Below are 12,552 nucleotides of genomic sequence, written 5' to 3'. Positions count from 1 at the left end.
AAAAGAACTAAACGCTAATGCTCCATAATCATGATTCCATAAACATTCCAATGCTAGAATAGCCTAATTCATGGGCATCAGTTATATAGCAACATTTAAGTGGAGGCAATACAGCTGCTGTTAGAGGAAAAAACACTGATAAGTTAGCCGAAACAATTTCCGATCTCAACACCTACTGCAAGAAGTGAATTAGCACTCAAATATCTTATGGAGTCCAATAAATAATAACTCAAATGCTGCCAAGAATCGACATAAATTAGGAGTAGATGATAATTTTGAAGAGCTACCCGAGGCAAAACTAGCAATTACTAAGCGTACCATCTATATCTTTGCAAATGGAAAGCTTTTCAATATTTTATTTTATAGAGCCATCATTTTTCTCGAGACATATGAATGATAGCATCGCCCTTATTTACAATAGGAGCATGATTTATAGAAAACACATAGCCTTTTACAGGAGCTTTTACATCTTTCTCAAAGAAACCAAAAGGATCTGATATACTACCTATTTTATCACCTTTGCCATACAAATTACCTAGAACCGCATTGCTGCGAAACATACCGGAATATCCTGCCCTGATCCATTTAGAGCTATCCACGATAATAGGATCAGTAACTTTTAAATCAGACTTTAGTGCTGCGGTAAAATCTCTAATTCCTAAGTGATGCATCAAATTTAAGGCTCCTTTAACGCCAATTTTGGTTACAGATTTGTTAATATCTAAGGATTTTCCACCTTCATATAAAAGAACCTTTTTACCTAATTTAATGGCAGAGTCTCTATATGATTTCTCCCTGCGTTTTGATTTCATAATAAAAGGAGCTCCAAAAACTTTAGCCAATTCTAAACTTTCATCGTCACCGTCGTTAACTCGAACTTGCGGAGCATTAAATCGGTTAGCTCCACCCGTATGAAAATCTAGACAGAAATCGGCTAAGGGTACAATTTCCTTCATCAAATGATAGGCAAAAATACTGGCTAGAGAACCTCCTTTAGATCCAGGAAAAACCCGATTTAAATCTCTACCATCAGGAAACTGACGTGTCTGATTTAAGAACCCAAATATATTGACCACGGGAATACAAATAACCATTCCCTTTTGAGGTTTGTGGAACCCATTGGAAATTATTTGTCTGACGATCTCTACACCATTGATTTCGTCGCCATGAATCCCACCAGTGATTAAAAGGGTAGGTCCAGGTTCTTTTGCACGTTCAATAATAATGGGTACTTCGATATTGGTACGTGTGTGCAGTTTTGCTATATCCAAATTGAGTTGAATACCTTTTCCTCGAGAAATTACTTTTCCTAGAACCTCCATATTATTGTTAGGCATTTCTTTCTACATATTTAATAATCTGCAAGGCAATATCTTTACCTGTTGCAGTTTCAATACCTTCTAATCCTGGAGACGAATTCACCTCTAAAATTAAAGGACCTCTGGCAGACTGCAACATATCGACACCCGCTATACCGAGCCCCATTACTTTGGCCGCTTTTAAAGCTGCATTTTCTTCTTCGTCGGTTAACTGAACGATATTTGCGGTTCCACCTCTGTGCAAGTTAGATCTAAACTCTCCTTCTTTACCTTGTCTCTTCATCGCTCCGACTACGACTCCATCTACTATAAACGCACGTATGTCTGCTCCTTTTGCTTCTTTTATAAATTCCTGAACAATCACACGAGCCTGTAAACCGTTAAAAGCTTCAAGGATAGACTCGGCAGAGTTATTATTATCTGCTAATACAACGCCTAAACCTTGGGTTCCCTCTAATAATTTTATAACTAATGGTGCACCACCTACCTTCTCCACAACGTTGCTTACATTTTTAGAGTAATTACTAAATACTGTTTTAGGCAAATCCAGACCTGCTCTAGCTAGTATTTGAAGGCTTCTCAATTTGTCTCTAGAACGCACAAGAGCTTGCGACTCTGTAGCCGTAAAAATTTTCATCATTTCAAACTGACGTACTACTGCCGTACCAAAAAAGGTAACTGAAGCTCCTATACGTGGAATCACTCCATCTAAGTCTCGTATTTCTTCGTCTTTATATATGACAATAGGTTTCTTCTTTTCAATAACTAAATCACATTTCGTATGATCTATTATGATCATTTCATGCCCTTTCTTTTTACCTGCCTCGATAATTCTCTTTGTAGAATAGAGGTTAGGGCTGGCTGATAAAACTGCAAATTTCATTGGTAAGATATTAATGATTAATTATAGGTAATTTGAGGATTCATTGAGACGTTTACGGCACTATTATAAAAGGCAAACGGACAGACGAAATATACGATAATATACCTGTCGAATACAAATGTATTATTAGTTGATCTATACCTTAAAGCTCTTGTATGGCTATTGTATCAAATAAAAGTTTTGTTTATCAAAGTTCGCATAAATAAAACTTGTAAAAGGAATACATTGTATGGTATGATAACTATTTTTGTACCTTATTTTGATTTCTATACTTGAAGATTTATAGAATTACTAAACAAGATGCTATGAATGTAGAACACTTTTTGTACGATTATTTAGTGACATCAGGAATGTCTGAGGCAATAGCAAAGTATTTAAATGCTTTTAGTCTATTGGTTGCTCTATTAATTTTTGGATTCTTGATTGATCTGATCATCATAAAAATAATACTCGTCTTATTCACGAAGTTTACGATTAAAACAAAAACAAATTTTGATGACTTACTCGTAAAAAACAAAGTAACCTCTAATATTGCGCATATCATACCCTTAATTGTAGTGCTGGAATTTATTCCTGTGATTTTTGTTGATTTTACCTATTTTCAAAATATGGTGGAAAAAGGTCTGCAGGTATCAGCTATTTTTTTAGCATTATGGATCGCTCGAGGTTTATTAAATACCATTAAAGACTATTTCAAAACATTGCCTAAGTTAAGAGACAAACCTATAGACAGCTACATACAGGTGTTTATGATATTTGTTTGGGTATTAGGGGTGTTAGCTGCTTTTGCCATTATTACAGGAATAGAATTTATACAGTTTATTACAACTATTGGTGCTGCTTCAGCGGTTATTATTCTTGTATTTAAAGATACTATATTAGGTTTTGTAGCCAGTATACAAGTCTCTATAAATGACATGGTGCGTATTGGGGACTGGATTACTTTTGAAAAATATGGGGCTGATGGTGATGTAACAGAAATTAATTTATCTACCGTAAAAGTTCAAAACTTTGATAAAACAATAACAACAATCCCTACCTATGCTTTGATTTCTGATTCCTTCAAGAATTGGAGAGGTATGGAAAGTTCTGAGGGTAGACGTATTAAAAGATCTTTAAACATTAAGTTAGATAGCATCAATTACTTATCTATAGACGAGGTGAACAACTTAAAAAAAATCGACCTCATTGCGGCCTATTTGGAAATGCGAAATTCTGATATTGAAGCTTATAACAAAGATCAAAAGATCAATGAAGAGTTACTTTTAAATGGACGTAACCTAACCAACATTGGTGTTTTTAGAAAGTATATGGAAACCTATATTGAAAATCATTCTGGTATCAACAAAGAGATGATGATCATGGTGCGCCAGCTGGCTCCCACCAGCCAAGGTATCCCAATCGAAATTTACGCTTTTAGCAGTGATAAGCGTTGGAAGAATTATGAATACATCATGGCAGATATATTTGATCATCTTATAGCAGCGGTTCCTTATTTTAATCTAGAAATATTTGAGTTGCCTAGTAATTCAAGTTTTACGGGCTCTAAAAGGCTTAGAGATTAAAATAATTATTTTAATCACGTAAATAGGTGGGTTTGATAATAGAAGGATGGCAGTATTAAAAAAGTTACGGTAACATACTCCTTTGTATTCAGCTGATTTGTCTTTTTAAATTGCGCCAGTATCTAAACATACCAGATCACAGCTCTTGATGTTAAAGCAGCAGATGTATGAGCACTTATTGAAAAGAATAAAGGCAAAGTAAGTGTTGCAATTTCAGAGGGTGAATTTCTGGCATTCTCACCAAATGGAGAAAAAGTATTTGTAAGGGTTAAAAATCTAAATAACGCACACGTAATTATGCTACCATCTACCATTTGAAACGCTACAATTCCTGCAATCAATGCTTTATAATTAGCTAAAAAATAAACATTGGGAATTTATAATACTAATGTCGACCCCGAGTTTCTAAAATAGAATCTCGATTTTTTTTTTGGTATACTTAAAGTTTCCCAATTTTATTCCTTTCTCGTTAAAGCCTAGTTAAGAAAGGTAAGTTAGTAAAAGCCCACGCGTACCAAGGGGTATATTATTAATTTAAAAATAAATTTATGTCAGAATTAAACAAAACAATCGTAGAAACTGCAATTGCAACAGAAGCACTTTCAACATTAGTAGCAGCTGTAAAAGCAGCTGATTTAGTAGAAACATTATCTAGTGAAGGACCATTTACCGTTTTTGCTCCAACCAATGATGCATTTGATGCATTACCAGAAGGAACAGTAGCAACATTATTAAAACCAGAAAATAAAAGTCAGTTAGCAGGTATTCTAACTTACCACGTAGTTTCTGGAGACATTAAGGCTGCAGATGTATTGGCACTAATCGAAGAGAATGGTGGAAAAGCAACTGTTAAGACAGTAGCAGGCGGAGAATTAGCTTGTACTACTGAAGATGGTAAGGTTTTTATTCATGATGAAAATGGAAATGCAGCAGAAGTTGTAATGGCTAACATTGAGAATTCAAATGGAACCGTACACGTTATCAACAAAGTTTTAATGCCTAAGTAATCATTAAATAACACTTATTGATATTTAAATCAGTCCCGCAATTCTATTTTAGAATCGCGGGACTTTTTTATGAGCGTTATTTTCATTTTGCTATTCCGTTTTTATAGCTATCTATGTCTGCTGCAGTTGAGCCGTTCCTCACTAGTACAGAACCTCTAAAAAGGTAACAGTAGAACTTTACGGATAATATTCTATAGAACATAGGCCTCCTGCGACTTGTTATGACAAGGAACAACAGTCACAAGTAATTCAAACCCGCGTTTTCCCTCCTTCTTTTACGTAATGTATCAAGGGAATATCTTCAAAAAACTATCTTCGCGCGATGTGGATGTATTTAGGTCTTTTGGCTGCTTTATTTTTAGGATTACACAACCTGTGTAAAAAACATGCGGTTCAGGGAAATGAGGCTTTTCCGGTATTATTAGGCACTTTAATCGCAGGGTTCTTATTGATAGCGCCTTTTTATATAAGCTCTATTTTTTATCCAGAAGCGACAAAGGAGTTAGGCTTTTATATAGAACATATTCCATTATCTACTCATGGTTTTATAGGTATCAAATCTATGATGATGGCAGGATCTTGGATTCTTGCATATCAAGCGCTCCAACATTTACCGCTCACCATTGTTACACCCATACGATCTGCAGCACCTTTTTTTACTTTTATAGGAGCTATTTTTATCTATAAAGAAGCACCAAACACCTATCAATGGATCGGTTTTTTTATGATCATTCTATCGGTGTTGTTATATTCTAGAATAGGTAAAAAGGAAGGGATTGATTTTAAGAGTAATAAATGGATTTTTGCGATTATAGGAGCTACCTTTTTGGGATCCTGCAGCGGTTTGTACGATAAGTTTTTAGTTCAGACATTGACGCTCAATCCGCAGACATTGCAATTTTGGTTTTGCTTTTATACCATTTTGATTCTTCTAATTATTTTATCCATTACTTGGTTTCCTTATGCTCAAAAACGAAAAGACTTTAAATTTAGATGGAGCATTCCAGCGGTAGGCATCCTTTTACAGATCGCCGATTATTTCTATTTCAAAGCCTTGCAAGATCCAGAAGCTTTGATCCTGTTACTCAGTGCCATAAAACGCAGCCAGCTCATCATTGCCGTGGTGATAGGCGGACTTATCTTTAAAGAGAAAAATAAGCGAAAGAAATTGATTCCGCTTGCTGGTATAATGATAGGTGTGTTTTTGATCTTGTATTCTTAGCAATATACGTATTAAACGGAGCATGACAAAGTGGGCGGTGATATCTCGATCGTTACCTTGGAGTCTATTCGTGACGTGATAAAGCACGTGATTTTATGCATGGGATGTAGCATCTCCTTGAATCTATTTAGATTTGTATTCCAGGAACCTTGCACAAGGGTAAAAAATAAAAAGGCTACCTTCCTCATTGCGTGTTTTAGTGATTCTCCTCCACTCTAACATCACTATGCAAGGCAAACTTATCTTTATTGCGATCTTGAATTTTGTTCGGCGCATAAATAAAAGGCCAGTCTTGTCGAAGCACCACCCAAAGAATCACTGTGACCTACAATTCCCTCTTTTATGGACAGTAATCAGTTTGAACACCATGATTTCTATGATAAGGAAAACCGATCTCCTGAATCGCATGATACTTTCTACAACCATCTTTGATGGTAAAATCCTAACCTATTTTTCTAATTGCTTTTTGATAGATCGGAATCTTTAAATTTATACTTCTAGCAGGAATAGTGTCGTTGAGGTGTACACAGAATAAAAACGGATATTGAGTTTTCTGCGGCGCAGCCGCGTGATGGTATGCTTATAAAGCTATTACGTCTATTTAATTTAGATCTATGGCGACTGTTATAAAAGTATTGGGGTAAAATAAGGTTGCGACAATGCAGGCAGTGAATTTTTAATAAACTCTTGATATAGGCACGTTATGATTTTTGTTATTTCCATTTAGTTGTGATGCATAGGTATATATTTGTATGGTTTCAAAATGTACTCAAAGCATCTAGCTTTAAGGCTTTTTAGATTTTTTTTCCACTTTCTCTCTGTTGAGCTGTGGCTTTTACTATTATTGAAGACTTTAGCTTAATAAAGGAAAAAAAGTGGTCTAAAACTCCCAAAAAAAGCGGCACTCATTTCTAAAAAACAAATCAAATGCTGAATAACATAGACTGCCCTAACTGCCTAATACCAATAGCGGTAAACACAGAAGAATTCCTAAAAGGAGTAACTTTTCCGTGTTCTAACTGCGATGTAAAGTTGGGACTAGAAGAAAAAACAGATTTAGGTCAAGAACAACTAGAACTTTTCAAGAAGTTCACTAAGCTTAAAAAACAAAAGACAACCCTTATTCCCTGCCCAGATTGCGGGACTGCCATAAGTTTTCTTCCTAAAGATTTAAAGACCCGTACCTCTATCGCTTGTCCTAAATGTAAAGCAAGCGTAGCGTTGCAAGGATAGAGCTGTTTTTTGAAAGGTCCACCTTTTTCATTTTGTATGAGCTTTATAGATCATACAGGGTAAAGGCTATTGTCGCTGCTGGATTTTAGAATAAAAAAGGTAAGGGTTTAGATAATAGCTATTACTTACTTCTTGCCTCTTTCGTCGGTATATTGATTATTTTGATCCCTATGAATCCCAGATAAATTTGGGAACAGATTGCTTTCTTAAATTTTAAAGCCTAGAGCCCAAATTTTATGGAAAAACAAAAGTAGGATTCGATGTCATGAGATTTCTCGTAGAGAAAGCGACTTCTTTTCGTCTTCCTTATCCCATTACTCTTGTCTCCTGTTTCTTACTTCTTGACCCAGCAGCGCAGCGTTCTTTTTATGGCATCATCATAAATGCATCTTTATTAAAGTCGGTCCAGTCAGTGATGAGTTGCTGTTTCAATTCTTTTAGACAGTTGATGTCTATTCCTTCTTTCTCTAATTGTGATATGTGCACCAGCAGGTTGTAGCAAGTCGTGAATTGACCCGTAGCAATAAGCTTATCCATTCTATTGAGCTCTTTATCTTTCTCTGTCCACCAAAGCTGCGTTCCTGTTTCTGAAGCGTGTAAAGCCACTTCTCTTAAGGCAACCGATGGTTCTGCCAACTTTAAATCACCTATTTCTAACGGATTATATTTTTTAAAGTTATCATTAAACTTATGGATCAAAGAAGTCACTACAATTCCGTTAAGAGAAGCATTTTGCTTGTATAAAAAATCGTAGTTGATGCGGCGCAGTTGCTTGGTAAAAATATCATAAATCATTAAAAAGCTGGAGCTAATACGCTCTTTGAGCATTTTTACCACTAAATTAAATTCAAGGTTCTCAAAAATCAATACATTGTCTTGCAAATCTTGTGGAACCTTCTTAAATTGTTTACTCATAAAATCAATTAGGGTATCTTTTATGCGGTGGGTGACCACTCCTAATACCACCGTAACAATCCCTAAGCCTAATAACAGTCCAGAAGTCACCAATAGTAAGTTCTCTATCCATCTAGACGTAACTTCATAATAAGAAAGTACAGGAAGTAACAAACCCAACACCAGTAAAAAGGAAGCTAATCCATATACTTTTATGGAGTTCAAAATAAATCCTACGATCATTTTGATTTTAGAACTTTCTTCCACTTGCTCTGATTCTGGTTGGTAGGGAACAGCTATTTTAGAACTAGAAACATCACTTACCAATAACAAATCCATTTTATTCTTAAAAAAGCTGCTTTCATAGGCATTAATTATGCTGCCTATCCCTTGATTATCGGTAATACCACCATCCATTAGACCGATTCCATTTTTAAAAAGTTCTAGTTCTTTAAGTTCAAGGTAGTTTTCATTTTTATGGTTTTTATAAAAGTCGTCTGGGAAGATTATCGGCTCAAAACCTACTGGAAAACAAGAAGATGCCGCAAGAATATCAGCTATAGGCAATTCATATTTGATTTTGTTGAGGAGTTTATTTTTTATCTTTCCGTTAGAAAAAGTAAGCTTATTCTGAAAACGAAATGGCAAGCCAAACGTAAAATCGGTCGCATTAAAACACACATGATAAATGCCTTGATCCTTATCGTTCATAAACATGCCGAAATTGCCTTTAAACACCTCCATATCTGCATAGGTAAGTGCCATAGCATTGATGACAGAGCGTTTTTTATGAGGGTGGTTTTTCCATACTTCGTCATCAATTAGCTTTGCCGTAGCATCGTCCATCAAGCGGTCATTTGCTGGTTCAAAGGTGGTATAAAACTGATCGTAGAAGCTGGTGAAGGAATAGTCCTGTTGCAATCTCGCCTTCGCGAAAGCGAGACCGGTAAACGTACCTCCACTTACCGTACTGAGTACTTCTACACGATCTAACATATTGCGACCGTCGTAATTCACTCTATTTAAATAAGATAGAACTCCTAGATTGAAGATGCTTGCGCGGTACCCGCCGCCACTGAAACACAATCCGATACAATTTAATGTTGTTTTCCTATTCATAACAGCAGGTTTCTAAAACATTAAATTACAGTTTAATTAGCAAACTGAGGACCATTAAATTATAAGAATGCCCTTATCTTTGATATATCTAATTTGTATTTTTTACCTCGAATGGAACAAATTAAAGAATATCTAGAAAGCATCGCTCAAATCTCTACTAGGGATTGGGAATTTTTTACTTCAAAATTAACTAGGAAGATCATTCCTAAAAAGGAAATCTTTTTAAAATTAAATGAAATAGAAAACCGAATTTCTTTTATTGAATTTGGTGTTGTGCGCTTATTTATTCCTAAAGAAGATGATGAAAAAGACATCACTTTTGGTTTTAGCTTTGAAAATCAATTTGTAAGTGCTTATGATTCCTTTTTAACCAGACAGCCTTCTTTATATCAATTACAAACGCTTACAAAAACCAGCCTTCTATACATTACTTATGAGGATCTCCAGGAAGTGTACCAAAAGACACAAATAGGCAACCTCATAGGCAGGCTGACTGCCGAGCGGCTATTTCTTCTCAAGTCTAGTAGAGAACAAAACCTACTTAACCTCAGTGCCGAGCAACGTTACCTCAAATTATTCAAAGAACGACCACAATTAATAAAGCTCATGCCTTTGAAATACATAAGTTCTTATATAGGTGTTACGGCACAAGCTTTGAGCCGCATTAGAAGGCGAATTTCTTGATTTAGGTTCATAGTTTCAGAAGCATACCACCAGTACCTTTGTAAAAAAAATATATTGTTATGGCGGTTTTAATTTTAGTTTTCTTGCTTTGGTACGGCGGGCTCTTTTTTCAATCCTTTTTTTTACATCGTTATGCGGCACATCAGGTGTTTACCATGTCTAAAACTATGGAGCGCATCACCTTTGTATTGACTTGGGTTTTCCAAGGATCTAGCTATTTAAGTGCGTATGGTTATGGTATTATGCACCGAATGCATCATGCTTTTACAGACACTGAAAAAGATCCACATTCTCCTAAATTCGACGACAACATGTTTGCAATGATGTGGAAGACCAAAACGATGTATCAAGACATCAATCTAGACCGCATTCCTGTAGAGGCTCGTTTCACTAAAAACGTTCCTCAATGGAAAGCTTTTGATAAGTTTGCTAGTTCGCGTTTTTCTAGATTATTATGGATTACGCTGTATGTTTTATTCTTTGTATACTTTGCAACTGCATGGTGGCAGTGGATGTTGTTGCCAGTTACTTTAATGATGGCTCCCATACATGGGGTAATTATCAATTGGTTCGGTCATATATATGGCTATGTGAATTATAAAATGAAGAACACGAGCAAGAATTTGTTTCCTTTTGATTTCTTAATGATGGGTGAAGGATATCACAACAACCATCACAAATATGCGAACAGGGCTAATTTTGGTATCAAGTGGCATGAAATAGACGTTACTTATCTTATTATGAGGATTCTAAACTCCATAGGGATGATACAATTGAAACGAATGTAGATTCCATATTGCTTTAAACACCTAAAATCCCCCACAAAGACTTGTTGTCTTTTAGGGGATTTTTTTTGATTAGAGTAATCTATAGAATTGAACCAATCGTTCTAGAAGCCTGTTAATACCTTTTGGTTTCCAGCAAAGTTGATTCATATGTTTTTCCCTTCGGCAAGCTTGTGCAGTGTCTTCTTTTGAAGCGCGTCGCTGGATAGCTTTCCGTAGTGAGTTTTAAAAATTTAAAATAGTACAGTAAAATAGAATTTAGTGACCTGACCGGTTATAAAGCTATCAAAATGGATCTTGTTTTAGGATTAATTTTTTAGTGTACTTTGCTTTACTCATCACTAAAAATATATCAATTAAAAGTTTACATTAAGTATGTTATTATATTGAAAAACATGTTATTAACTATTTTAAAACATCTGTTATAGAAAATATCTATAGTGTAAAAAAAACCTTTAATTAGTTCTTGGTTTTGCCGCCTATCCACCATTGGTTCTAGCGTTTCATTTTACGGGCTTTTTTCTCTTTATATTTTTGAATGCGTTGTGCTCTTGCTGCTAGCTGTATACTATCGTAGCTCTTAGGGAGGTTCTTTTCATACTCCTTCCAGTGCGCACGGGCGGCAAAATAATCAAATTCAATGGCTGGTTTTTGGTCCTCTAAGGTATCATCTGTAATTAAATTGAGAAGAATGTCCTCCACATAAAAATCATCAATAACCGTTTCTGGACGGTATTCTTCTTTTAAAGACATATCAAAAAGGGCAGCTGTTTTATCAAACCAGAACGCACTCCAACCACTTCTTAAACGTTTTAATAGATCGTAAGCTGTATCTCCTGTCTGTCTGTGAATGAGTTTTATAAGTATTTGTCCTTCGGTTTTGGTCAGTTTTTTAAGTTCTGTTTTGAATTCCTCTTCGATGTATTTTTCTACCATCTTAGAATATTTTCTCTTTTGGCTGGTCGTTTTTAAAGATGCGAGGCGTTGATCCAGTACGGTAAGTCGTTCTGATGCCAGTTTTGCATAGGGCCATACTTTTTTAACCTTTCTTTTTAAGATCAAATAACGGATTTGCTCGTACCGGCTATCAAAATTTAAGTCTTGTAACAATAGGACTCTATCCAGTTCTATAGCACTTATGGAGTCACCGTCCACATAAAAATATGTTGCGTCAGTGGCTGTTATCGAGTCTTTTGAAACAGGTTGAGGTGTTGGTATTTGTTGCGCTTTCGCGAAAGCGGAACCACAGAAAATCCCCAATAAAATTAATATATTCTTCATGGTATAAAAAATAGAACTTAAAGCGTACCAAAAATAAGAAACCCTGCATAAAACAAGCGTTTTTGCGGGCATATTATTATCTTCACGCTCTAAAATTTATTACATGGCTGAAAAGAGCATTTTAAATAAAAAATCACTAGACTTTCTTGAGAAATACCTCAATACCGCATCGCCTACTGGTTATGAATGGAACGGTCAAAAGGTGTGGATGGACTACCTTAAACCTTATGTAGACGAGTTTATTACTGACAATTATGGCACTGCTGTAGGGGTTATTAATCCAGAGGCAAAATTTAAAGTCGTTATTGAAGGACATGCAGACGAGATCTCGTGGTATGTCAATTATATTACAGACGAAGGGCTTATTTATGTGGTGCGCAATGGTGGATCAGATCATCAAATCGCTCCTTCTAAGAAAGTGAGTATACATACTAAGAAAGGAATTGTAACAGGAGTATTCGGCTGGCCAGCGATTCATACCCGCAATAAAGCAAAAGAAGAGCCTCCAAAAGCAGATAATATCTTTATCGATTGTGGTTGCGAGACCAAAGACGAAGTGC

10 protein-coding genes and 1 pseudogene are annotated in these 12,552 nt (G+C 35.6%); 7 read left to right on the top strand and 4 right to left on the bottom strand.

Annotated elements, in window-relative coordinates:
- Positions 1 to 371: 371 nt before the first annotated feature.
- Together ACJAT0_RS10465 and rimK are read right to left on the bottom strand one after the other, a co-directional pair.
- Positions 372 to 1,337 carry a succinylglutamate desuccinylase/aspartoacylase family protein gene (locus ACJAT0_RS10465; RefSeq protein WP_415181608.1) on the bottom strand — a complete coding sequence of 322 codons (966 nt, stop codon included), beginning with the start codon at positions 1,335 to 1,337 and terminating at the stop codon, positions 372 to 374.
- On the bottom strand, positions 1,330 to 2,202 hold the full coding sequence (rimK, locus tag ACJAT0_RS10460) for a 30S ribosomal protein S6--L-glutamate ligase (RefSeq protein WP_374002305.1): 873 nt from the start codon (positions 2,200 to 2,202) through the stop codon (positions 1,330 to 1,332). The genes ACJAT0_RS10465 and rimK overlap by 8 nt, the downstream gene beginning before the upstream one ends.
- 305 nt (positions 2,203 to 2,507) lie before the next feature.
- Here rimK and ACJAT0_RS10455 point away from each other — a divergent pair, with 305 nt between their 5' ends.
- The 4 genes from ACJAT0_RS10455 to ACJAT0_RS10440 all read left to right on the top strand — a co-directional run bounded on the left by ACJAT0_RS10455 (position 2,508) and on the right by ACJAT0_RS10440 (position 7,229).
- Positions 2,508 to 3,767 (top strand): mechanosensitive ion channel family protein, encoded by a 1,260-nt coding sequence (locus ACJAT0_RS10455; protein ID WP_415181607.1) that lies wholly within the window; start codon positions 2,508 to 2,510, stop codon positions 3,765 to 3,767.
- A 548-nt stretch (positions 3,768 to 4,315) separates the two neighbouring features.
- Complete coding sequence (locus tag ACJAT0_RS10450; RefSeq protein WP_374002307.1) at positions 4,316 to 4,774, top strand: fasciclin domain-containing protein; 459 nt, start codon at positions 4,316 to 4,318, stop codon at positions 4,772 to 4,774.
- 322 nt (positions 4,775 to 5,096) lie between these two features.
- A complete protein-coding gene (locus ACJAT0_RS10445; protein WP_415181606.1) occupies positions 5,097 to 5,996 on the top strand; it encodes an EamA family transporter in 900 nt (299 codons plus the stop codon).
- Between the two features lie 927 nt (positions 5,997 to 6,923).
- On the top strand, positions 6,924 to 7,229 hold the full coding sequence (locus ACJAT0_RS10440; protein WP_415181605.1) for a hypothetical protein: 306 nt from the start codon (positions 6,924 to 6,926) through the stop codon (positions 7,227 to 7,229).
- 366 nt (positions 7,230 to 7,595) lie between these two features.
- Here the strand turns inward: ACJAT0_RS10440 and ACJAT0_RS10435 are convergent, their stop codons facing one another.
- Positions 7,596 to 9,242 (bottom strand): patatin-like phospholipase family protein, encoded by a 1,647-nt coding sequence (locus ACJAT0_RS10435; protein WP_415181604.1) that lies wholly within the window; start codon positions 9,240 to 9,242, stop codon positions 7,596 to 7,598.
- 111 nt (positions 9,243 to 9,353) lie between these two features.
- Between ACJAT0_RS10435 and ACJAT0_RS10430 the strand changes: the two genes are divergently transcribed.
- On the top strand, positions 9,354 to 9,926 hold the full coding sequence (locus ACJAT0_RS10430; RefSeq protein WP_374002312.1) for a Crp/Fnr family transcriptional regulator: 573 nt from the start codon (positions 9,354 to 9,356) through the stop codon (positions 9,924 to 9,926).
- A 59-nt stretch (positions 9,927 to 9,985) separates the two neighbouring features.
- Positions 9,986 to 10,714, top strand: coding sequence for an acyl-CoA desaturase (locus ACJAT0_RS10425; protein ID WP_415181603.1), 729 nt, complete (start codon positions 9,986 to 9,988; stop codon positions 10,712 to 10,714).
- Positions 10,715 to 11,206: 492 nt separating this feature from the next.
- Here ACJAT0_RS10425 and ACJAT0_RS10420 read toward each other — a convergent pair whose 3' ends face one another.
- Positions 11,207 to 11,992: a DUF4294 domain-containing protein gene (locus ACJAT0_RS10420; protein WP_415181602.1), complete on the bottom strand. Its 786-nt coding sequence runs from the start codon at positions 11,990 to 11,992 to the stop codon at positions 11,207 to 11,209.
- Positions 11,993 to 12,095: 103 nt separating this feature from the next.
- Between ACJAT0_RS10420 and ACJAT0_RS10415 the strand changes: the two are divergent.
- Positions 12,096 to 12,552: pseudogene (locus ACJAT0_RS10415) on the top strand (M42 family peptidase); the annotation flags it as partial.

It is taken from the genome of Nonlabens sp., from assembly GCF_047636915.1.
In the GTDB taxonomy this organism is placed as follows: domain Bacteria; phylum Bacteroidota; class Bacteroidia; order Flavobacteriales; family Flavobacteriaceae; genus Nonlabens.
Note: the sequence above shows the minus strand (reverse complement) of the source record. Positions and strands in the feature narration are given on the sequence as shown.

Excerpts from the sequence above, each read along its gene's own strand:
- ACJAT0_RS10465 (WP_415181608.1), bottom strand. The coding sequence starts at position 1,337 with ATGCCTAACAATAATATGGAGGTTCTAGGAAAAGTAATTTCTCGAGGA.
- rimK (WP_374002305.1), bottom strand. The coding sequence starts at position 2,202 with ATGAAATTTGCAGTTTTATCAGCCAGCCCTAACCTCTATTCTACAAAG.
- ACJAT0_RS10455 (WP_415181607.1), top strand. The coding sequence starts at position 2,508 with ATGAATGTAGAACACTTTTTGTACGATTATTTAGTGACATCAGGAATG.
- ACJAT0_RS10450 (WP_374002307.1), top strand. The coding sequence starts at position 4,316 with ATGTCAGAATTAAACAAAACAATCGTAGAAACTGCAATTGCAACAGAA.
- ACJAT0_RS10445 (WP_415181606.1), top strand. The coding sequence starts at position 5,097 with ATGTGGATGTATTTAGGTCTTTTGGCTGCTTTATTTTTAGGATTACAC.
- ACJAT0_RS10440 (WP_415181605.1), top strand. The coding sequence starts at position 6,924 with ATGCTGAATAACATAGACTGCCCTAACTGCCTAATACCAATAGCGGTA.
- ACJAT0_RS10435 (WP_415181604.1), bottom strand. The coding sequence starts at position 9,242 with ATGAATAGGAAAACAACATTAAATTGTATCGGATTGTGTTTCAGTGGC.
- ACJAT0_RS10430 (WP_374002312.1), top strand. The coding sequence starts at position 9,354 with ATGGAACAAATTAAAGAATATCTAGAAAGCATCGCTCAAATCTCTACT.
- ACJAT0_RS10425 (WP_415181603.1), top strand. The coding sequence starts at position 9,986 with ATGGCGGTTTTAATTTTAGTTTTCTTGCTTTGGTACGGCGGGCTCTTT.
- ACJAT0_RS10420 (WP_415181602.1), bottom strand. The coding sequence starts at position 11,992 with ATGAAGAATATATTAATTTTATTGGGGATTTTCTGTGGTTCCGCTTTC.